The 21,339-nt window shown below is 60.6% G+C and carries 21 protein-coding genes and 1 pseudogene; 5 read left to right on the top strand and 17 right to left on the bottom strand.

Features of this window, described 5'->3' with window-relative positions; translation table 11 throughout:
* Nucleotides 1-219: 219 nt before the first annotated feature.
* The 3 genes from NKJ94_RS27505 to NKJ94_RS27495 all read right to left on the bottom strand — a co-directional run bounded on the left by NKJ94_RS27505 (nt 220) and on the right by NKJ94_RS27495 (nt 1,214).
* Nucleotides 220-540, bottom strand: a complete 321-nt coding sequence (locus NKJ94_RS27505; RefSeq protein WP_352529543.1) for a sunset domain-containing protein — start codon at nt 538-540, stop codon at nt 220-222.
* Nucleotides 541-598: 58 nt separating this feature from the next.
* On the bottom strand, nt 599-826 hold the full coding sequence (locus tag NKJ94_RS27500) for a hypothetical protein (protein ID WP_352529541.1): 228 nt from the start codon (nt 824-826) through the stop codon (nt 599-601).
* 154 nt (nt 827-980) lie between these two features.
* The gene (locus tag NKJ94_RS27495) at nt 981-1,214 is read right to left on the bottom strand and encodes a helix-turn-helix domain-containing protein (RefSeq protein ID WP_023679646.1); all 234 of its coding nucleotides are present in this window, start codon (nt 1,212-1,214) and stop codon (nt 981-983) included.
* Between the two features lie 117 nt (nt 1,215-1,331).
* On the opposite strand from NKJ94_RS27495, the gene NKJ94_RS27490 reads away from it, so the two are divergent.
* Complete coding sequence (locus tag NKJ94_RS27490) at nt 1,332-1,601, top strand: DNA -binding domain-containing protein (RefSeq protein ID WP_023722036.1); 270 nt, start codon at nt 1,332-1,334, stop codon at nt 1,599-1,601.
* A 95-nt stretch (nt 1,602-1,696) separates the two neighbouring features.
* Here NKJ94_RS27490 and NKJ94_RS27485 read toward each other — a convergent pair whose 3' ends face one another.
* From NKJ94_RS27485 to NKJ94_RS27435, 11 genes are all read right to left on the bottom strand, one after another.
* Complete coding sequence (locus NKJ94_RS27485; RefSeq protein ID WP_352529539.1) at nt 1,697-3,604, bottom strand: putative bifunctional diguanylate cyclase/phosphodiesterase; 1,908 nt, start codon at nt 3,602-3,604, stop codon at nt 1,697-1,699.
* A gap of 302 nt (nt 3,605-3,906) precedes the next feature.
* The gene (ubiM, locus tag NKJ94_RS27480) at nt 3,907-5,088 is read right to left on the bottom strand and encodes a 5-demethoxyubiquinol-8 5-hydroxylase UbiM (protein ID WP_352529551.1); all 1,182 of its coding nucleotides are present in this window, start codon (nt 5,086-5,088) and stop codon (nt 3,907-3,909) included.
* 423 nt (nt 5,089-5,511) lie between these two features.
* Nucleotides 5,512-5,664 carry a cbb3-type cytochrome oxidase assembly protein CcoS gene (gene ccoS, locus NKJ94_RS27475; protein WP_023679633.1) on the bottom strand — a complete coding sequence of 51 codons (153 nt, stop codon included), beginning with the start codon at nt 5,662-5,664 and terminating at the stop codon, nt 5,512-5,514.
* Nucleotides 5,661-7,949 carry a cation-translocating P-type ATPase gene (locus NKJ94_RS27470; RefSeq protein WP_352529537.1) on the bottom strand — a complete coding sequence of 763 codons (2,289 nt, stop codon included), beginning with the start codon at nt 7,947-7,949 and terminating at the stop codon, nt 5,661-5,663. Before NKJ94_RS27470 ends, ccoS begins: the two co-directional genes overlap by 4 nt.
* Nucleotides 7,946-8,443 (bottom strand): FixH family protein, encoded by a 498-nt coding sequence (locus NKJ94_RS27465; RefSeq protein WP_352529535.1) that lies wholly within the window; start codon nt 8,441-8,443, stop codon nt 7,946-7,948. The genes NKJ94_RS27470 and NKJ94_RS27465 overlap by 4 nt, the downstream gene beginning before the upstream one ends.
* The gene (gene ccoG, locus NKJ94_RS27460; protein ID WP_352529533.1) at nt 8,440-9,999 is read right to left on the bottom strand and encodes a cytochrome c oxidase accessory protein CcoG; all 1,560 of its coding nucleotides are present in this window, start codon (nt 9,997-9,999) and stop codon (nt 8,440-8,442) included. The genes NKJ94_RS27465 and ccoG overlap by 4 nt, the downstream gene beginning before the upstream one ends.
* A gap of 110 nt (nt 10,000-10,109) precedes the next feature.
* Complete coding sequence (gene ccoP / locus NKJ94_RS27455) at nt 10,110-10,973, bottom strand: cytochrome-c oxidase, cbb3-type subunit III (protein ID WP_352529531.1); 864 nt, start codon at nt 10,971-10,973, stop codon at nt 10,110-10,112.
* Between the two features lie 2 nt (nt 10,974-10,975).
* Nucleotides 10,976-11,125: a cbb3-type cytochrome c oxidase subunit 3 gene (locus NKJ94_RS27450; RefSeq protein WP_023679629.1), complete on the bottom strand. Its 150-nt coding sequence runs from the start codon at nt 11,123-11,125 to the stop codon at nt 10,976-10,978.
* Nucleotides 11,126-11,136: 11 nt separating this feature from the next.
* The gene (ccoO, locus tag NKJ94_RS27445; protein WP_352529529.1) at nt 11,137-11,868 is read right to left on the bottom strand and encodes a cytochrome-c oxidase, cbb3-type subunit II; all 732 of its coding nucleotides are present in this window, start codon (nt 11,866-11,868) and stop codon (nt 11,137-11,139) included.
* Complete coding sequence (ccoN, locus tag NKJ94_RS27440; protein WP_352529527.1) at nt 11,859-13,490, bottom strand: cytochrome-c oxidase, cbb3-type subunit I; 1,632 nt, start codon at nt 13,488-13,490, stop codon at nt 11,859-11,861. Before ccoN ends, ccoO begins: the two co-directional genes overlap by 10 nt.
* Nucleotides 13,491-14,094: 604 nt before the next feature.
* On the bottom strand, nt 14,095-14,841 hold the full coding sequence (locus tag NKJ94_RS27435; protein ID WP_352516160.1) for a Crp/Fnr family transcriptional regulator: 747 nt from the start codon (nt 14,839-14,841) through the stop codon (nt 14,095-14,097).
* 154 nt (nt 14,842-14,995) lie between these two features.
* Between NKJ94_RS27435 and hemN the strand changes: the two genes are divergently transcribed.
* Nucleotides 14,996-16,345, top strand: coding sequence for an oxygen-independent coproporphyrinogen III oxidase (hemN, locus tag NKJ94_RS27430; protein WP_352529525.1), 1,350 nt, complete (start codon nt 14,996-14,998; stop codon nt 16,343-16,345).
* 559 nt (nt 16,346-16,904) lie between these two features.
* On the opposite strand, the gene queE is transcribed toward hemN, so the two are convergent.
* Genes queE through queC form a run of 3 tightly spaced genes read right to left on the bottom strand, consistent with a single transcriptional unit; the run spans nt 16,905 to nt 18,690 of the window.
* Entirely contained in the window at nt 16,905-17,639 is a 735-nt protein-coding gene (gene queE / locus NKJ94_RS27425) for a 7-carboxy-7-deazaguanine synthase QueE (protein WP_352453860.1), read from the bottom strand.
* Nucleotides 17,636-17,992 (bottom strand): 6-carboxytetrahydropterin synthase QueD, encoded by a 357-nt coding sequence (gene queD / locus NKJ94_RS27420; RefSeq protein WP_352529523.1) that lies wholly within the window; start codon nt 17,990-17,992, stop codon nt 17,636-17,638. Before queD ends, queE begins: the two co-directional genes overlap by 4 nt.
* Nucleotides 17,992-18,690 carry a 7-cyano-7-deazaguanine synthase QueC gene (gene queC, locus NKJ94_RS27415; protein ID WP_023679622.1) on the bottom strand — a complete coding sequence of 233 codons (699 nt, stop codon included), beginning with the start codon at nt 18,688-18,690 and terminating at the stop codon, nt 17,992-17,994. The genes queD and queC overlap by 1 nt, the downstream gene beginning before the upstream one ends.
* Before the next feature lie 611 nt (nt 18,691-19,301).
* Here queC and NKJ94_RS27410 point away from each other — a divergent pair.
* The 3 genes and pseudogenes from NKJ94_RS27410 to NKJ94_RS27400 all read left to right on the top strand — a co-directional run.
* The gene (locus NKJ94_RS27410) at nt 19,302-19,691 is read left to right on the top strand and encodes a hypothetical protein (RefSeq protein ID WP_352529521.1); all 390 of its coding nucleotides are present in this window, start codon (nt 19,302-19,304) and stop codon (nt 19,689-19,691) included.
* 33 nt (nt 19,692-19,724) lie between these two features.
* The gene (locus tag NKJ94_RS27405) at nt 19,725-19,853 is read left to right on the top strand and encodes a hypothetical protein (RefSeq protein ID WP_352516155.1); all 129 of its coding nucleotides are present in this window, start codon (nt 19,725-19,727) and stop codon (nt 19,851-19,853) included.
* Nucleotides 19,854-20,364: 511 nt separating this feature from the next.
* Nucleotides 20,365-21,249: pseudogene (locus NKJ94_RS27400) on the top strand (IS1380 family transposase); the annotation flags it as partial.
* Nucleotides 21,250-21,339: the final 90 nt, after the last annotated feature.

Below are 21,339 nucleotides of genomic sequence, written 5' to 3'. Positions count from 1 at the left end.
ACGCCAAGGGGCGAAGCCGAATGGCCGAGACCGCCTGAGCTTGCCGAAGAAAAGCGGGCTCGGTTCACGAGCACCTGGTGCGCGTCGTCAGGCGCGCGGGCGCCCGCCAGGACGGCAGGCTGGACAGATTTTTCGAACGGATCGCGATAATACTTCAAATGAATGCTGCACCGAAAACATGTGCGATGCAGCATTTTCGCAAGCATTTACCACGGACGCTCAGACCCGAGACTTCCGCCACCCAGCCTTGCGCGCGGCTTCCTCCGAACAAAACCAGCGCTCGCCTTTCAACAGGTTGATGCGCGTCTCCCAGTAATATTCCTGTCCGGGAACATGATAGATTCGCTCGCCCGTGTTGTAGCTGATATTGGCTTTGATGTTGCAGCCGACAGCGGCAGGGCCGATTTCGAAGGCAAGAAAGCCAGCCAGGATTGTTCCACCAGCAACGATCTTTGCCCACAACGGAACGTCCTTCGAACGATGGCGCTCGCCATACCTGCGACGGTTGTACCGATTGTCTTGATAGCGATGGTTGCCCACGCCCCTTCTCCCCGAAGAGAGAATGCGACGTTTGCAGCCTGGAGTCTATAAGTCTGGTCTAATTCACCGGCCCTGTTCCGAACCATTGAATGAACGGCGCATCCTTACCCGTGATATCCTTCACCGTCTTTAACAGCGCGTCATGGGTGCGTTGGAGAGCCCGGTAATGGTCGCTGCTAGGTGATAGAAGCGGCTGGACGATGCTCTTGTGCAGCCGTTCCGCCTCCGCCAGAAAGCGCTCGATTTCAGCCTGTGAAAGCTGCCTGGAAAGTTTGGTCCTAGCCATTGCGATCTCCGTTGAGGAATCGCCCCACCTAGGATTATCATCCTATATCGGCATGGCCTGGTAAAGACCCACCCGCAGCGGAATGGCAGCTTGCCGAAGAAAAGCGCGCTCGGTTCACGGCACCGGCGCGAGCCGTTAGGCGCGCGGGCGCCCGCTAGGACCGCAGGCTGGACAGAATCTCGCACGGATCAGCGTCAAGCGCCGCAGTTAAGTCGAGAAACTCGATGACGTCGAGACGACGCTCTCCACCCTCGTACTTGGCCACGAAGGATTGGGGACGATCAAGCTTCTCGGCCACCTGCGCCTGAGTCAGGCCTTTGGCCTTGCGCAGGGAAACCAGCTGGGCCAGAAACCGCTGGTGGCGGGGCGATCGAAGAGACTTGGGCATGTAGGCGAACCGGTCGGGTAAAGACCGGATCAGCGACTAATCCCGGTTTCGGATTATCCCATTTTGGGATATGCTGCGGGCGCTCAACAGGCGAGGTTCGCAGGCATGAATCGATCAATGGGAACAGATGAGACTCGAAACTCAACTCTGTGCGACGAAGTCCCCTGGTCGGAGAACCTCACGAGCTACGACAGGGAGCATTTCACGATCTACCTGCGGATCCTGGATGCCTGCGCCGACAATGCCAGCGAAGAGGAGATGGCCGATCTCATTCTAGGCATCGACCCGGCCCTTGAACCGGTCCGCGCCCGCAAGGCTCTTCGCAGCCATATCGACCGGGCGAACTGGATGGTGACGACCGGCTACAAGGAACTGTTCGCCGGCTGACGCACAGCACGGATTGTCATGCTCTTCAAACAAGGAAGTTCAGATACCCGTCACTCATGAGCGCACGGCCGCGAGAGACGGCGCGGCGGGAGCGGTCACAACTGGTTCGCGTGCTGTTTGACTGCCATTTCCAGTGCTTGGCTCAGAGGCACAGCCTTGGAGAACAGGAAGCCTTGAGCGGTTCGGCAGCCAAGCTTGTGCAGGGTTTGCCGATCCGCCTCTGTTTCGACGCCCTCGGCCATGACCTCGATCCCGAGCATGTTACCGAGATCGATGACCGATTTGACAAGCAGTCGGTCCTCTCGGGACTTGGCCAAGCCGCGAATGAAGCCCTGGTCTATTTTCACCTTGCGTATCCGACTGTCCTTGAGCGATGCCAACGTGGAAAAGCCGGTGCCGAAGTCATCGAGCGCGATGGAAATGCCCGCATGTGAAAGCCGTCCGAGCTTTTCATCCACTCTGTCCGGGTCCACCGGGGATTCTTCGGTAATCTCGATTTCGAACATCGTTGCAGGGAGGCCTTTTGCCGCCAGACCATCCAGAACCATGTCGTCGATATCGCCGGCTTCCAGTTCGCGCGGCGAAACATTCATCGCCACACGAACGTTACGACAGTCAGCTTTCACCAAGCCGTCGATAAAAGCACAACAGTCGGCGAATACGGTTTGCGTCAGCAGCTGAAGCATTCCGGTTTCGCGTGCAGCTGTGATGATTTCGGGTGGAGAGATGGCACCATGAGTCGGATGGGACCACCTCAGCAAGGCTTCAAAACCGACCACGGCCTCGGTGTCGAGTTTCACGATCGGCTGGAACCAAGGTTGCAAGCTTCTCGTCTTTATCGCCGAATGAAGGTCCCGTTCGACGGACTGGCGGCGTTGCAGTTCCCTGTCGAGTTCGGCATCGAACAGGCAAAATTCGTTCCTGCCACGACGCTTGGCCGTATAAAGGGCGATATCCGCCCGCAACAACATTTCCGTCAGGCCCGGCGTCTGCGCCAAGTATATTCCTATCGATGCCCCGACACGGACGGACGCGACCTCGATATAGGGTCGGGCAATTTTGGCTATGATATTGGAGGCGAGATCACTGGCAGAAAGCGAAACCCTCGTTGAGGGAAAAAACAGCACGAATTCATCGCCGCCGATACGAGCGAGCGTTGAGCCTTCCGGTGCTTCCTCCTCTATGCGGCGGGCGATCCTTACAAGCAGTTCATCACCGGTCCTGTGACCGTAGGTATCGTTGACGGATTTGAACCCGTCCAGATCAACCAGCATTGCCACGAAGGGGCCATCCGCGGTCTCGAAACGTCCGATTGCGTCTTCGAGGCCACGCCTGTTGAGAAGGGCCGTCAGGTGGTCCTGCCTGGAACTGGCCTTCATCTCCGCCGCAAGCCGCTCGGCCTCATGCCTCAGGCGGCTCGCTTCGCGGAACCGTGCTTGCCCAACACACGAAGCTCGAACCAAGCCGCCCATGAAAAGCAGAACGGTAAAAGCCAGAATGTAATCTTCAAAATTGCCTTTCGCCAAAAGGCATCCCACCGTGATGAGGAGCGGAGGTGTGATGAAGTTGATCGCCGCCGCGGCATACGAACTGCCGTATGTAACCGCACCAGCTGAAATGCCCGCCAGAATGACCAGATGCAGCGGTGCTTGAGGTGTCGTGTATCCAACAGTCAGGACGGCCAGGAAGGACCAGGCAAACCCTGCCAGAAGAGCAAGGATGCCAAACCAGCGAAGCCGCGGCAAAACCCCCACGAAATTGTCATGGCGCCCTGTTTCCTTTAGCTGATAACGCGCGAGTGCAAGGCGGGCGGCATTTATCGCATTGACGACCAGGAACCAGATTGCAGCGGCAAAGCCGCTGCCAGAAAGGGCGTGCACCGCCCAAATCAGGCCTGACAGGATAGCGCTTATCGGCATCGACACGAAGAGGCCGGTCCTCAGGTCAGCAAGCTGATCCTGACGGATTTTGGCCTCCAGCGTGTCTTCATTCTTCGGGGCCATGGACGGACCGGCTTGCTCCCATCGTTGTTCGCGACGACAAGCTTACGCAAGCCCACTGAAGGACGGGTTAACTATCCAGCGGGGGTAACCAGTGCGCTCACCATGGCTCCGGGTCGCACGTCTGCTGTTAGGATTGCCGGCTGACCATCGAGATCTTAACCGTGCTATGCCTTGATCCGAACCATCCCAGGATCGGCATCGTCACCATGGAAGCAGCCTTACGAACGGCATCAAACGCGCCCGGCGAGACAAAAGGAAGCCGGGCCGAGATAGCGTTCCAGAGCGGCAGCGCTGCCTGCGATTCACCGCCTGAGCATGGCCGAAATGCCATGGCGGATAAAGGGAAGATATTGGGCAAAGCGAAGCCCCGCATGTCTTGCAAGCCGTGCCGTCGGGTGCTCGCCTGAGTAGAGAGCGACAAGTACATTCGTAGCATGATAGAGCGGTGCCGCCGACAGACGCAGCCGCCTTTCGTATCTGCCGAGCATGTCGGGATCAGCAATGTCGCGGCGCTCACGACATGCCGCCAGGATTCCATCGGCGAGTTGCTTCTGGCCGCTGAGGCCGATGTTGAAGCCATGCGCGGTCACCGGGTGCATGCCGAGGGCAGCATCGCCGATCAGTGCCGCACTCGGAGCCCAGAACTTGTGCGCCCAGGTCGTGACCAGCGGATAGGCATGGCGGGTGCTTGCCAAGGTCATCTTTCCGAGGCGTCCTCGACACCGGCTCGTCGATTCCATCAGGAACAAATCGTCGTCGAGAGCAAGCAGTCTGTCGGCCTCGCTTGAGCGCAAAGTGAGAAGCAGCGACGACACGCCTTCCATGAGCGGCAACATCGCTATCGTCTGATGGTGATCGAACCATTCGACCGCGATCTGGTGATGGGCGCGCTCGTGCCTCACTCGGCAAATCAGCATGGAGTTGCCAAGCCGATTGATGTCGGCGCCAATGCCGAGCAGGTCGCGCGTCGGGGACAAACGCGAATCCGCTGCAACGAGCAGCCGAGCGGCCAATTGCCTGCCATCAGAGAGCGTTATGACTGCTTCTTTGTGGCTGGTTGTTGCATTGACGACCGAGCGGCCGCACAGCAGCTGGGCATGATCCTGGAAGTGGACAAGCTTGAACAGGGCGTCGCGGATCCGACAATTTGGGACCAGAATTCCGAGTGGTTCCCCAGATCCGCTGGGAGAATCGAAGCTCAGGGCGAAAGGGCTCGATCCGTTGAGCACGCGCGCGCCTTGTAGCGGTGATTTGTCCGAAGCGGGGATGGCATCCCAGGCGCCGAGCTCGCGAAGGATTCCAACCGATGCGTGGGTCAGCGCGATCTCGCGACCGTCGAAAGCCGGATTCGCCAGGCTTTCGAGCGACTGCCGTTCAACCACCGCCACCTTGAGTCGGCTCTGGGCAAGCGACGCGGCGAAGGAAAGTCCGACCGGCCCGGCTCCGACCACAATAACGTCGAATCTATCGACAGAGCCGGCCATCAGCGTGCCGCCATTGCGTCGGCTATCTGCGACGAAGGGCACTGGAACGCATCGCAATCGATCCACGGTTTGCGGCTCATCTCCCCAAGCGTCTCCACGCGACCTAACCGTCCGTTAGACATCCGTTCTCCGTTCAAAAATGCTCAATGAAACCATGCCTATGAAGAGATAACCCTGATGTGGATCAACCAGGCTCGATAAACGCGGCAACGGCGGGTTCACGGTCGACTGGTCGACCGGCACACCATGATCTGGTCAGGTCATCATGGAATGGCCGGCTTCCCGTTCGGTGCGGCCCTTTCCTGGCCGAAAGTTCGGCAACGTATTCTGGCTGATCCGTTCGCACCCGTCGCGCGCCGAAATCGGCATGACGCGAAGCAACCGCGGAAAATATTCGAGCGAGTCCTCGCAGGGCAGGCTGGGTCAACTGCGTGGCTCGTCGCGGTCGATCAGGATCCGCTCGGCGGCGCCATCGAGATCTTCATATTGGCCGCTCCTCAAGGCCCACAGGAACCCCGCCAGCCCAAGCGCTCCGAGGAACAGGGCCACAGGTATGAGGTAGGCGAGCGTCGTCATGAGGATTGTGCCAGTGCGCCAATGTCCGAGCGCCTGTCATGTCGGGCATCTTGCACCGATGCATTTGACACGAAACCTTGCAGACGTAGCGCATTGCCGATGACCAGGAGGGACGAGGCGGACATCGCGACCGCCGCGATCAGTGGCGTAACGTGCCCCAGAATGGCGACCGGCACGGCGATGCCATTGTAAACGATCGCGATGGCGATGTTCTGCCGGATCAGCCGTCCGGCCTTCCGCGAAATGTCTAAAGCAAGTGGGACCGCCAGAAGACTTTTACGCAGGAACACGAAATCCGCGGCGTTGCGACCGATATCCGCCGCCGTGGCCGGAGCGATCGAAACGTGTGCGGCGCCCAATGCAGGCGTGTCGTTGAGCCCATCGCCGACCATCAGCACCTTGTGGCCAGTTCGCGTCAATGCTTCGATGTGTTCGACCTTCCCGGAGGGAAGCAACGCGGGAACGAAGCGCTCGACGCCCAGTGCTTCCGCGACTTCGCCGCAGGCAGCTTCTGTGTCGCCCGACAGCATCTCCACCGACACGCCGGCGCCGTTCAGTTGCTCGATGGCCGCCTTGGCATCGGCACGCAGCTCATCCTCGAAATCGAAAGTCGCGACAATGACCCCGTCCTTCGTCAGAACGGTTCCGCCATAGCCTTGTTTGCCTTCGCCGCCGATCCGAGCTTTCCACTCACGCCATCCGCGGCGACCCAGCCGCCAGGTACTGCCCTCGGCGATGGCTTCGATGCCGAAGCCCGGATGCTCGCTGACGGACGCGAGTTTCGGCTGGCCGGCAAAGGCTGCATTGCCAGCGATTGCCTTCGAAAAGGGATGGCGGGAATGCGCTGCCATCTCGGCCGCCATGGCGAGCATCGTCGGATCGATGGACGGCGCATTGATCAGCCTGGGCAGTCCGAGCGTAAGCGTGCCGGTTTTGTCGAACAATGCCGTGTCGATCCCCGCCAGGCGCTCCATGGCGGAGCCGTCCCTGACCATGACGCCGCTTTCAAACAGCCGCCGCGCAGCGACCACCTGCACGATCGGCACGGCGAGACCGAGCGCACACGGGCATGTAATGATCAAAACGGCGATGGCGATGGTTATGGCCCGGTGCCAGTCGCCGGTCGCCGCCATCCAGCCGAGGAACGTCACAAAGGCGGTGAGGTGGACCACGGGGGCATAGAGCGCGGAGACGCGATCGGCGATCCTGCGATGGCGGGCGCGGCCGCCCTCTGCCGCTTCCATCAGCCGAACGATTTCGGCCAGGAATGAATCCTTCGCGGCGGCCGTCGCCTCGATGGTCAGCGGACCGGTGAGATTGAGTGTACCGGCCTGGACCTGCGCCCCCGGGCCCACCGTTCTGGGCGTGCTTTCCCCGGAAACCAGGGAACAGTCGAGATCCGATGCCCCGCCAATGATCCTGCCGTCGATGGGCACCCTCTCGCCAGCCGCAATCAAGAGCTCCATTCCTGGTTCGATCTCGCCAACCGGCAAGTAGTCGCGCGAACCATCCTCGCGCAGCACCATGGCGCCGCGCGCCGCCAGCCGAGCCAGTCCGTTTACGGCCGTCCGTGCCCGTTCCCGCATCACGTGATCCAGCGTGCGGCCGATCAGCAGAAAGAACAGCAGCGACACCGACGCGTCGAAATAAGCATGGTCGCCATGGTTGATCGTCTCGTAGAGGCTCATGGCGTAAGCGAGCGATACCCCGACCGCGATCGGCACGTCCATGTTCATGCGGCTGTGGCGCAGCGCATTCCAGGCCGAGCGAAAATAGATGCCGCCGGCGAAAGCGAGCGCAGGAATGGCAATCAAGGCCGAGATCCAATGGAACAGGTCGCGGGTCGCGCCTTGCGCGCCGGACCAGACGGAGACTGATAGCAGCATGATGTTGCCCGCCGCAAAGCCGGCGACCGCGACGGCGCGGATCAGTTCCGAGAGCGTCCTGTCCTTCCCGTCAGCCTCGGGATCGAACAGGTGCGCGCCATAGCCCAGCCGTCCAAGTGTGGCGACGAATGGCGGAACCTCGTCGCCGCGCCACCGGACCGAAACACGTTTCGTTGAAAGATTGACACGAGCGCCTTCGACGCGATCCAGCTTGCCGATCGCCGTCTCGATCGTCTGGATGCAGGCGGCACAATGCACAGCCGGCACCGAGAGGTCGGTCTGGCGAAGATTTTCGCCAATCGAGCGGCTCGCCAGTCTGATTTCCTGGCCAGAAGGCAGGACCAGTGTGACCTTTTCCAGGTCCAATGCCATTTCGGCGCCTGGCGCGCAGCAGCTCATTGCAGCGCCCCGTGGGAAATCATGATCCGGCGAACGTCGCGATAGGGTTTCGCAAGGCTCGCATCGGCGTCGATTTCGACGATCCAGACGCCATCGTTGGGCATGTGGTGCGCGGCGAATATCTGACCGGAGGCAGCCTCAAGAGTGACGGATTTGTCCTCGGCCTCGTAGGCGGGATGACGAAACAGCACCTTGACGCCATGCAAGGCAACCGGCTTGCCGACAGCATCGGTGAGGCTGTAGCGGACCTCACCGCCTGCGATGGTCAGTTTGCCAGTCCAGCCGAGGGCTGCCTGAGCTCGCCCTTGCTCGGCCTTTTTGTTGAATTGCTGGCTCGCCACATAGGTGTTTTCGACGACAAGGCCGGTCCAGCTCGTGTTGGCGAGCGTCGCCATCGTCAGATTGACCGCTATGACCACGCCGAAGAAGCCAAGGATGGTGAACAGCATATGCCTGCCGGTGAATTCGCGGGATTGTCGCGAGGTGTCGCTCATCTGGCGATCTCCGGTGCGTTGAAAGTGGCCGTGTATTCGTCCGACTCGAACGTTGCCTTGTTTTCGACCCGGAACTTGAAGCTTTGCGCTGCACCCCGAACCTGATCTGCCGGCTGACGCACGAAAACCTTGAGCATCTTGAGCCGGTCGGGTTCGACCGGGATGGCGAAGGAGCGATCCGCCGCCAGGTCGATACCGACAACGCTCATTTCGGCTCCATGCAGGCCCTGCATCGTGACAATGATCGTTCTTGGTTCGGGGATCATGTTGAGCAGCTTGACGGTGTAGCCGTTGCGGATCGAACCGTCGGACAGCGTCACGAACTGCGGGTTGCGATCGTGCAGGACATTCAATTCGAGCCGTTCGCGGGTCAGCAGCGAATAGAGCAGCGCGAGACCGACCGCCGACCAGGCGCCCATGTAGATGAAGGTGCGCGGGCGAAAGATCTTGCGGATATGGAAACGGGCCACCTTGTCGGAGAACAGGCCGTCAGCGCTCCTGACCAGTGACGGGTTGACTGAACCGGAGCCGCCCGGGGTCGCCAGCCTCATATTGGCGTTGTAGTCGGCCAGCGTCGCATAGGAAATCAGTCCGCGCTCCCTGCCGAGCTTGTCCATGATACCGTCACAGGTATCGATGCAGAGCGCGCAGGTGATGCATTCAAGCTGCTGGCCATCACGAATGTCGATCCCCATCGGGCACACCGCGACACAGGCATTGCAGTCGACGCAGTCGCCGACGGGCTGCCCGGCGGCAAGGACCCTCTTGGCGTGACGCGAGCGCGGTTCGCCGCGCCAGTCATTATAGGTGACGGTGAGGGAATTCTCGTCGAGCATGGCCGCCTGGATGCGCGGCCATGGGCACATGTAGGTGCAGACCTGCTCGCGCATCAGCCCGCCGAACGTATAGGTCGTCGCCGTCAGCACGGGCACGGTGATGTAGGCGACGGGGGCCGCGGTGCCGGTGAAGAGTTCCCCAAGCAGCGTCGGCGCATCGGCGAAATAGAAGATCCAGGCGCCGCCGGTCAGCACCCCTATGACCAGCCAAATGGCGTGTTTCGATGTTCGCAGCACGAGTTTGCGCGCAGTCCAGGGACCGGCATCGAGCTTGATGCGCGCGTTGCGGTCGCCCTCGATGGCTCGCTCGACGACCAGAAACAGATCGACCCACACGGTCTGCGGGCACGTATAGCCGCACCAGGCCCGGCCGACGGTGGATGTGATCAGGAAAAGGCCGATACCGGCCATGACCAGCAGGCCGGCGACGTAGTAGAATTCCTGCGGCCATATCTCGATGAAGAAGAAGTAGAAGCGGCGGTTGGCAAGATCGACCAGCACGGCCTGGTCAGGGGCAAATGGCCCGCGATCCCACCGCAGCCAGGGCGTCAGGTAGTAGATCCCCAGCGTGATTGCCATCACCGACCACTTGAAGCGGCGGAAACTGCCAGAGGCCCGGGCCGGGAAGATCTTCTTGCGTGCGGCATAGAGCGGCTGACGGGTCTTGGCGGAGTTGACCGCATCGGCTTCGAGCCGTTCTATTTGCGTGTTATCGAGCACGAGAAGCTCCAGTCACCAGCGACCCATCGGTTTCTGGATGATGCCGAGGCCCGGCTCGCGCCGGGCCTCGTCGCTTGGCGGTGGGGGGAGGACGAGAATAGGCTGCGTACCTATTCTCCGCCACCAAGCGAATGGACATAGACCGCGAGTTCCTTGGCCTTGATCTCGCCGAGACGCCCGATCCAGGCCGGCATGACGCCGTGCTTCGGCGCGCGGACCTGCGCGGCGATGGCTGTTTCGCCAGACCCGTATAGCCAGATCGCGTCGGTCAGGTCGGGTGCGCCGAGCTCCCTGTTGCCCTTTGCATTCTCACCATGACAGGCCGCACAATTCTCGGCGAAAACATTGGCGCCGAGTTCGATCAGGCTTGTGTCCTGAACAGGATCGGAGAGGCTTGCGACATAGGCGCCGACTTGCTTGATCTGATCCGTCGTGATGATGTCGCCAAAAGCAGGCATTTCCGACAGGCGCGTATCCGGGTCTGATGCGAAGCGGATGCCGTGCGCAATCGTCTGCTGGATCTGTTCGGCGTTGCCACCCCACAGCCAATCGTCGTCGTTTAGGTTGGGAAAACCCTTGGACCCTTGAGCGCCCGAGCCATGGCACTGCACGCAATTGACCTTGAACGCGGCGCCACCTGCGGCGACGGCGAATTCGCGTAACGTATCGTCGGCAGTAATCTCGGAGACGGTCTTCGCCTGAATGGCAGCGACATATTTACCCTTGGCCACTTCGGCCGCCGCCAGTTCATTCTTGACGTCTTTGCGGCTCGAATACCCCAGCACACCCCTGGTCGCGGAAGTCAGCATCGGCCATGCCGGATAGACGACGGTGTAGCCGATCGCCCAGGCAATGGTGATGTAGAAGGTGATGACCCACCAGCGCGGAAGCGGGTTGTTGAGTTCCTTGATGCCGTCCCACTCATGGCCGGTCGTCGAGATGCCCGAAACCTCGTCGATATGCTCGCTGCCCATGATCAGTCGTCCTTGAGAGGAATGTGAGCGGCTCTCTCGGCTTGCCTGCGGCTGCCGGGACGAAGTGCAAAGGCAACGCATCCGAGGAAGAAAAGCGCCATGGCAAGCAGGCCCCAGCTGTCGGCAAACTCCCGCATGAAATTGTAGGTCATCGCCATTCTCCTCAGCGGTAACCGGCGGCTTCGTCATAGGTCCTGAAATCGACCAGCGTGCCGAGCATCTGCAAATAGGCGACCAGCGCATCCATTTCGGTGACCTGCTGCGGATCGCCGTCGAAGTCCCCAACCTTGACTTTCGGATAGCGTCTCTCCAGGCCCGATGTGTCGGCATTCGCATCGGCCTGCGCCATGAGATCGGCATTGGCATGAGCGATCATGTCGTCTGAATAGGGCACACCGACACGGCTGTTGGCGATCAGATGCGTCGAGAAATCCTTCACCTCGATGGGCATGTCCTTCAGGAAGGCATAGCCCGGCATGATCGATTCCGGCACCACGGAGCGTGGTTCGGTGAGATGCTGGACATGCCATGCGTTGGAGTAGCGGTCGCCGACCCGGGCGAGATCCGGCCCGGTGCGCTTCGAGCCCCACTGGAACGGGTGGTCGTACATCGACTCGGCCGCCAGGCTATAGTGGCCGTAGCGCTCGACCTCGTCACGGAACGGCCGGATCATCTGGCTATGGCAGAGGTAGCAGCCCTCGCGCACATAGATGTTGCGCCCCACCAGTTCGAGTGGCGAGTAAGGGCGCATGCCTTCAACCTTCTCGATCGTGTTGTCGAGATAGAAGAGCGGTGCGATCTCGACGATGCCGCCGATTGTTACGACCAGCAGGGACCCGAGGAGAAGAAGTGTGGCGTTCTTCTCGATGACCGCGTGTCTGTCCATCAGGCCCATTTTCTGGCTCCTGATCGCACAGGCTGGAGGGCGGGGATGGAGCGCGGCATCGGATCCTCCTCGCGCTGGTAGCCGAGGATGGTCATGGCGATGTTCCAGGCCATGATGAGGGCGCCCGACAGATACATCGCGCCGCCGATGGCGCGCATGACATAGTAGGGGTGCATGGCGGCCACAGTTTCGGCAAAGGAGTAGACCAGGAAGCCCTGCTCGTCGTACTCGCGCCACATCAGGCCCTGCATGATGCCGGACACCCACATGACAGCGGCGTAGACGACGATCCCAAGTGTCGCCAGCCAGAAGTGCCAGGTGACGAGCCGCAGCGAATAGAGCCGTTCACGTCTCCAAAGCTTCGGCACCATGTAGTAGATCGCGCCGAACGAGATCATCCCAACCCAGCCGAGCGCACCGGAGTGCACGTGACCTATGGTCCAGTCGGTATAGTGCGACAGCGAATTGACCGTCTTGATCGACATCATGGGACCTTCGAAGGTCGACATGCCGTAGAAGGCGATGGCCATCACCATCATGCGGATGATCGGGTCGGTCCGGATCTTGTCCCAGGCGCCGGATAGCGTCATCAGGCCGTTGATCATGCCGCCCCATGACGGCATCCAGAGCATGATCGAGAACACCATTCCGAGCGTCTGCGCCCAGTCAGGGAGTGCGGTGTAGTGGAGGTGGTGCGGACCGGCCCAGATGTAGAGAAAGATCAAAGCCCAGAAGTGGATGATCGACAGCCGGTAGGAATAGACCGGTCGGTTGGCCTGCTTGGGAACGAAATAATACATCATGCCGAGGAAGCCGGCGGTGAGGAAAAAGCCGACGGCGTTGTGGCCGTACCACCATTGCGTCAGGGCGTCCTGGACCCCGGAGAAGGCGGAGTAACTCTTGGAGCCCAGGAACGAGGCAGGCATCGACAGGTTGTTGACCACATGCAGCATTGCGATGGTCACGATGAAGGCAAGGTAGAACCAGTTGGCGACATAGATGTGCGGTTCCTTGCGCTTCAGGATCGTGCCGAGGAACAGGACGAGATAGGCGACCCAGACGATGGTCAGCCAGATGTCCACATACCATTCGGGCTCGGCGTATTCGCGGCTCTCGGTTATGCCGAGCAGGTAGCCGGTCGCGGCCATGACGATGAACAGCTGATAGCCCCAGAACACGAACCAGGCGAGATCGCCGCCGAACAGCCGAGCGCGGCAGGTGCGCTGGACGACATACAGGGACGTGCAGAGCAGCGCGTTGCCGCCGAAAGCGAAGACGACCCCCGACGTATGCAATGGCCGTAAACGGCCGAAATTGAACCAGGGCTGGATGTTGAGATCGGGGTAGGCGAGCTGCAGGGCGATGACCACGCCGACCAGCATGCCGACGACGCCCCAGAATACGGTGGCGATGGCACCGTATCGGATCGGCCCATCCATGTAAGCGGCGGGGTCGATCGGAACTGCCGGCTTGAACTCCGTGTTGCGCAACAGAATCGCAATGAAGCCAGCCACGGCGAAGAACAAAACCCACATATGCCGGCGAAAAGGTTCATCTACGCCGAAGCCGGCAGCCACCAGGGCCGCAAACGCAAATAGGCTTAGAAGGACGATCTCTGTGCCGAATTTCATCGCAAGTCCCGATATCCAATTCCGGCGGGCGCCAACCGCAGTGCCTTATTGCGCAGCCGTGGCCTGCTCGCCCTGATCCATGTCAGAGCCGCACGATTTTGCTTCGAGCAGCATCGAGTTCGGTGCGATCAGACTGTGGCGATCGAATGTGGAAGCGCAGCACCGGCCGCCACGCTTATGGACAGGCCCCGCGTCCCCGGTCGGGCCGGGTATGGAGGCGATCGCGGGCGTGTGGGGAAGCGCGCCTTCTGTGACGCTGGAAAGTAGGCCGATGCCTTGCCGAACGTCGATCGTTTCAATGCCTAGGGACATCCAGCGCCAGCGTTGCGCTGCCTTCGTGACATTCATGGTTCGGGGAGACGGCGATTTTCCCCTGCGTATGAGGCGTATTGACTTCGGCCGAGTGCAATCCTGCCTGGAACAGCCGGTTGCACGTCGAGCACCTCGAGGATGGATGCTTCGCCGACGAGTTGGCCGAAACACACCTTGCTCAGGCGATCGGATGGAGAGCGGGCTGTCGCTATGCGGCTTCTTCTAAGCCCAACGCGAGCATGCCCTGCCCCGAACGAAATAAGTGACGTAGGCCATGCAGCTTCGGTGTCATTCAAACGGCGGTTGCGCCTCGGCCGCCGCAGCGCCGTTCCAGCCGGCTCATGCTGTCCACGGTGACACGGCGGTTGTTCTCGATCCGAATCACGCCGTCCATTCTCAGGCTGGTCAGCTGACGGCTCACGGTCTCGTTTGTAATTCCAAGGAAATCAGAGATGTCGGCACGCGTCATCGGCAGCTCGAAGCACGCCGACCTAGCCGCCGGGTCAACACTGGAATCGATGTTCCGGGCGATCATGAGGAGAAAGCTCGCCACCTTCTCCGGTGCGGTCTTGCGCCCCAGAGTCACCATCCATTCGCGTGCCTCGTCGAGTTCGTTCAGCGCCTGCTTGAACAGGCGATGCACAAATTCCGGTGATTCCTTCATCAACCGTTCGATGGCCGCTCTCGGAAACGAGCATAGCGAGACAGCTGTTGCCGCTTCCGCATTGATCGCGCTTTTCATCTTGAAGGGCCGTCCCAGAAAATCCGGCGCGAACTGGAGACCGACGATCTGCTGGCGGCCGTCCGAAAGGCTCTTCGTCAGCTTCACCACGCCTGAAAGCACGTTTGAATAACAGTCGACCGCCTCGGCGTCGCCGATCAGTTCGACCCCCGGCTCGATATTGTGCCGCGACGACGTCTTGGCGAGCTGAGCCAAATGGTCTGGTTCGAGCGCACCACAGACACCGCGGTGCCGTGCCTCGCAAGACAGGCAAAGAACGGGAATGCCGGAACTGTGAGTGTCCTGCCGTAATGTCATTCGATCGCTCTACCGGTCCAGTGCGGGCAGGATAGCAATCGACGGTAGAAAAATCCTTGCGGCAGTTTGTCCGTGCTGAAGGTTGATCGAAATCAGGGCTTAGGCTCATCCAAGCATCCACAGTTCCGGCGACGCAAACACGGTGGACCACGACATGCGACTGGAGCTAGCTGCCAGACTTGGCGAGAACGTCCCGCGCTATACCAGTTATCCGACAGCGCCGCATTTTCATACAGGCATTGATGCTGCAATTTGTCGTGGCTGGCTGCAGGCGCTCAACGATGGCGATGAGATCTCGCTCTATCTGCACATCCCGTATTGCGACAAGCTTTGCTGGTTCTGCGCTTGCCATACCAAGCAGACACGCCACTACGAACCAGTGACCACATATCTGCGCTCACTGCATGCCGAGATCGCAACCGTCTCCAGTCTTGTCGCAGGCAAGGGCCGCGTGCGTGCCGTCCATTTCGGCGGCGGTTCGCCAACGATGCTCAAACCGGAGGATCTGGTGGCGCTGGGAACCGTCCTGCGCAACAGCTTCACCTTTCTCCCCGGTGCAATGATCAGCGTTGAAATCGAACCCAACGATATGGACGATGCCCGCCTCGATGCACTTGCCGAAATCGGCATGACAAGGGCGAGCCTCGGCGTCCAGGATTTTGACCCGAAGGTGCAAAAGGCAATTAACCGCGAGCAGAGCTTTTTGCAGACCAAAGCGGTAGTCGACGGCGTCCGTTCGCGCGGCGTCGAATCGGTCAATCTGGACCTGCTCTACGGCTTGCCACACCAGACCAGGGAGAGTGTCTCCTCCACCGTCGCGCAGGCACTGACCCTGGAACCGGATCGGATCGCGCTTTTTGGCTACGCCCATGTGCCGTGGTTCAAGAAACATCAGACGATGATCGACGAGGCATGGCTGCCGGGTCCGGCGGAGCGGTTTGCCCAATCGCAATTGGCAGCGCGGGCGATCATGGACCAGGGATACGAAGCAATCGGGCTCGATCATTTCGCCAAGCCGGGCGATGCGCTGGCGCTTGCGGCACGCGCCGGGACTTTGCACCGGAACTTCCAAGGCTACACCGAGGACTGCTACGAGACATTGATCGGCCTCGGCCCATCGTCCATCAGCCAGTTTCGCCAGGGCTATGCACAGAATATGCCTTCGACCGCCGAGTATGGACGCATGGTTGCTGATGGCGGGCTGGCCGCTGTTCGGGGTATCGCGCTTTCCGACGACGACCGTGTTCGCGGCTGGATCATCGAGCGATTGATGTGTGACTTCGCCTTCTCGGCGATTGAGCTGGTGGAGCGCTTTGGCGAAGCCGGCCAAAGACTTCTCCTCAAGGCGAGTTCCACGGCTCTTCATGGTCCTGCGCGGCTGCTTGAACTTGATGGTGACCTCTTCGTCGTGCCGGCGGAAAGCCGGCCCTTTGTCAGAAGCATCGCGGCAAAGTTCGACAAATATTTCGAAAGTGGAACGGCCAGGCACTCAGCGGCAGTCTGAGCACCGCAGAGGAACGGTCATGGTTCTCAGTCGATCGTGAACCGATTGCGCTACATTTTTCACTGTTGATCGGCGACCGTCGTGTCGAGACAGGATTCGGAGCGGACCAGATGCGTCTTGGTATAGCGACGATATCGTCCGGTCGTGCCTTCCGGCGCCGTATTCCATTTCGCAGTCCCTGAAGCGCCACGTCGAGTCCGGCCTCTTTTCTGTATCGGAAGCAGTCGACAATCGTCCTGGCCAGATCATGGTTGTCGGCCGACAGCTCCCTTCGGCCTTGCAACAAGAATCCGCAAGGACCGTGCCAGCTGCAGCAGGCGCCGCCGCATCGCACCACCACACTATCCACCCGTGGCTCGCGCTAACCTTTGATTGGTTCGCGCCAGGCCGACGCCCGTCGAAACCGAGCCTCGGCAACATTCCGAGTCGTAAGCGGCTGGCCACGCTCTTGGTGCCGGTGGCAGAAAGTCCGCAAGCACCCCGGCAGCGCCGTCAAGCGTGGGACAACCCGTCCACCCGAATATCCGCCGGCGCAGTTTCAGTGAAAAGCGGGCCCAGGCTAGACGGCTCTCTTGTTACCCCAGAGCATAACGTGCAGCTGCGGCAGCACACGGGCTTCGAACCACCTGTCGCGGGTCACGCTATCAACCAGCCACTCCATGCGCTTCAATATTCCGTCAAGGTCGACAGGCGCGTCTTCATTTGCGGGGCGTGGCGGCGTGTGATTGCCGGGTTGCAGATAGATCGGAAGTCGCGGAAATCTCGCAGCGGCGTCTTTCGCGTAGGCGTAGTCCCTTTCGTCGAAAACAATGAGCTTGAGCACGACTTGCGGCCTGCCTTGTGCCGCCTGGAGGCACGCCTCGAAAGCGGCCCAATCGGTCGTCATTTGGCTTGACGGCGGCTTTGGGCTGAGGACTAGCACGTCAAGGTCGGCAAACCAGTCCCTGGCCACCGAACCTTGGGTTTCCAGCGCAAAACGGTAACCTTCACCATGGCCTCGCTCGATGAGCGCGCCGAGCGGCTGGATGGCCGGATTGCCGCCTGACAGCGATACCATCAGCGGGCGGCCACCGGAAAGCGCAAGCACGTTTTGCCACACCGCGCCAATGGACATCATCTCCCATTCATGCCGGAATTGATTGTCCACCGCATGCAGGCTGTCGCACCAGGAACAGCGATAGTCACACCCGCCGGTTCTGACGAAGACCGTGGGCAAACCGATGAGCACGCCCTCGCCCTGGATCGTCGGCCCGAAAATCTCACTCACGCGGATTGCGGGATGCGTATCGGTCATGGCCGGTATTCCGCCCAGGTTTTCGGCGTTTCGCTCACCCGCACGGCCGAGGTTTCGCGCAGGCGTGCCTTGCACCATTCATAAAAATGTCTGGCCAGATATTCCGCCGTGACTTGCTCATGTCCCAGCACGTCGTTGAGATGTCGGTGGTCGAAGCTCTCGTCGATGTAGCGTTTGAATGGCGCCAAATCGTGATAGTCGCGCACGAAGCCGTTGTCGTTCAGTCCACTCGCTGAAAGCTCCACTTCAACGATGTAGTTATGCCCGTGCAGGCGAGCGCATTGGTGATCGGGTGGCAACGAGGTGAGCTGATGCGAGGCTGAGAAGTGGAATTCCTTGGTGATGCGGAACATTACGCGGTCCTCCTTCGCAGCGCATCGAGCCAGAAGTCGGAGTCCTCGTAGTCGGTGGGGTCCGGCTGCCCAGAGAGATGAAACGCCTCGCGCCGCTCGACGCAGGTCCCGCACCTCCCGCAGTGACGCTCGGCGCCCTTGTAGCAGGACCAGGTCTGCGCAAATGGCGTGCCGTATGCTGCTCCATTCCTAACAATGTCCGCCTTCGTGAGATTCACATAGGGTGCATAAATGCGAATTTTCGCGTAGCCGTCGAGCGCGTGGTCCTGCATCATCTGGAAAGCGTCGATGAAGGCCGGACGGCAGTCGGGATAAATGAAATGATCCCCACCATGCACGGCCGTCGCCACCGCGTCAGCGTCGTGCGCTGCGGCGAAGCCGAAGGCAATGGCCAACATGATGGCGTTGCGGTTCGGCACCACCGTGACCTTCATCGTGTCTTCGGCGTAGTGCCCGTCGGGCACGTCCACATTATCGGTCAGCGCGGAGCCGGAAAGGCCGCCGCCGATCTCGTGGATGTCGATGATGCGGTGCGGGACGCTCAGTCGCTCCGCGCAAAGGGCGGCGAAGCCCAATTCCTTCCTATGACGTTGGCCGTAATCGAAAGATAGGAGGCCGGCGAGTTCGTGCTCCGCTGCCACCTTGTGAGCAAGGGTAACCGAGTCCAATCCGCCGGAGCAGACGACGAGAGTCTTCATCATTGGGTCCTTGTTTTAACCGGGTAGGCTGCGACCGGAGATTTCTCTGCGCTCCCAGTACTTCAGGAAATCCATTTTGTGAAGTGAACGGGGGACGAGTTTCATGCGCTGACGTGCAGCTGTGTGCAAGGCGCCCTCGCGGTGAGCCTGCAAGGAACACTGACTAGCGAAACGTCACGCTTCAGCGGAATGCTCAAAGGCGAGCGCACCAGAATAAGCTCTGCAGGAGGTCCGGACCTTCGTAAACAAAGTTCTCGACGATCAAGCGCCCGGCGGTCCCGAGCTTCGAGGGACGCCACCGCGAGGGTTTCAGGTACTAGACGGCCCAAGGATGGGCTTGCCGCAAACAACGGACTTACCAGTGGGATGTTCAGCGACGCCGATGCAGATGCCTGGAATGATCACGACATCAATTGTCGCGGCAACTTTGGCTGGCCTGCTCCTCGGGTTCCGTAGATCCAGCGCATTCCGCTTCAGGATCGGTTCGAACCGGAGCACTCCCTCGGTCAATGGACGTCCGGCAACAACCTGAATGATCGGTCGTGAGCCGACATCTGTGAACAAGCGGTGTGGTCGATTGCTATCACCCATGTGTTGCGCGCAGGTACCTTATGGCAGTGGATGAACTGGATTTGATGGTTTTACAGCTGGCGGTCGAAAGCGTCCGCTCGCTCTCCTTAAGCTTCGCTGAAAAGGCCGCCGAGGTAGCCACCAGGAGCCGCGGCATCCTGCTTTTCGACGTGCGGGTCGACGGTGACGCGGGGGTCCAGCGGGTCGCAGCCATCCGATATCAGGGCGACCAGATCGGCGTGCTGGCGTTGGACAGACAGGGCCTTGTTACCCACCATTGCATCGTCAACGGTACGTTCTCACATTTCACTGCGCCCTTGGAGAACTGGCACAGCATGCCCCTGTCGATGCAGGCCAAGATCGATGCCAACGGCCATGCCAGTCTCTTCCTAGGGGCCTTGCGAAATGCCGGACATTTGCTGGGCAGCTAGCATTTTGGCTAGAATGCACCTGTGAATTTTTGCATGCGCATCGCTGCCGACACCGCTGGCATGGTTGTCGTGCTCGAAAACGGCTGCGGCGATCCCGGCAAAGCGATCGCCGCGATGATGGCGATCTACGCGTGGGCGTTGCATCGATGCGCGATCTTTTAGACAGAGGTCTCCGCCTGGCATCGAGCAACATGCACGGAGGTACGCAAAGCGCAAATGCATCAAGTAGTTGAAGGGACGAGCCCCTCGCGCAAATGGAGCTTGCGCTGCCGTTGTCGTTCCATCGTGCCGCCGAACTCGGGGGCGTGACGATCGACCACGACGGCCTATTTTTTTGCAAAGCCGAATGTCCCGATTCCGAAGCCACAAAAAAACTCCGATCACAGCGAAGAATAGTAACAACACGGGCGACGCAAGCCGCCTTGCCCTCTAGCAGGGGAGGTGCTTGCGGTGCTCTCACCGACACAAGATCGCAAATGGCACGTGGGTGAGCACCAGAACTGGCGACACGCATGGTGATCGGCTTGACTCGCTGGAGGAAGCACAAGGCCTCAGTGGGCGGAGGCGCCAGCGACGGTCGAATACTGGCTGGCTGCTCGGGATCTGATCGGAAATGACGTAGGATTTGGTTGCTTAAGCCGATCCGAACCATTTCCCGGAGACCACACCCACCATGAACGATCTTGCGCTGCCGCTGAGCGGTTTGTCATCAGTCGGCGGCAAGTCCGTCGTCGCCCGTTTCGACGGCGGCATGCTGTCGTCCAACAGCGGCGTTCTGGCCTTGGCCGAGGTGGAAAAGCGGTTGCGGGTGGCCGAGCGTCTGGCGCGTTGCATCGACGATCCGCGCTGCCCGGACCAGGTCGTCCACAGCCTGGCGGACATGATCGGCTTTCGCATGAAGATGATCGCCGCCGGCTACGAGGACGGCAACGACGCCAACCGGCTGCGCCGCGATCCGGTCTTCAAGATGGCCCAGGATGCGTTGCCGTCGGGTCGGGATCTGGCGTCGCAATCGACGCTGTGCCGGCTGGAGAACCTACCCGGCGTGCGGGAGCTGGTCGCGATGGGACGGGCGATGGTCGATCTCTATTGCGCCTCGTTCCGGCAGGTGCCGAAGCGGATCGTACTCGACATTGACGACACCTTCGACGCTGTGCACGGAGGCCAACAGCTTCGCCTGTTCAATGCCCACCATGACGAGTACGGCTTCCAGCCGATCGTCGTGTTCGATGGTGCGGGACGGTTCGTCAGCGCGATCCTGCGACCGGCCAAGCGGCCGAGTGGGGCTGAGATCCGCCCCCACCTGCGCCGTCTGGTGCGGGCGATCCGGATCAACTGGCCGAACATTCGAATCCTGCTCCGCGGCGATAGCCATTATTGCAACCCGCAGGTCATCGACTGGTGCCGCGCCAACGACGTCGACTTCATCTTTGGCCTCGCGCCCACCACGACCCTGCGCAAGCATGTCGCGGATCTGGAGGCCAGCACGACGGCGCGCTTCGAAGCGTCGGCCAAGACAGGCAAGGTCCGCAGGTTCAAGGAGTTCGTTGACGGCGCCCGCGGCGCGGCCGGGCCGGCAGCACTCAGGCGACTATAACGGGCGCAGAGCCGACCCTGCGGCTTCCAGACATTGTCGTGTACAGCTTCA

Origin of the sequence: Mesorhizobium sp. M0060 (genome assembly GCF_040323155.1) — a bacterium.
In the GTDB taxonomy this organism is placed as follows: Bacteria; Pseudomonadota; Alphaproteobacteria; order Rhizobiales; family Rhizobiaceae; genus Mesorhizobium.
The sequence above is the reverse complement of the archived record's forward strand: the minus strand, read 5'-3'. Positions and strand labels throughout refer to the sequence as shown.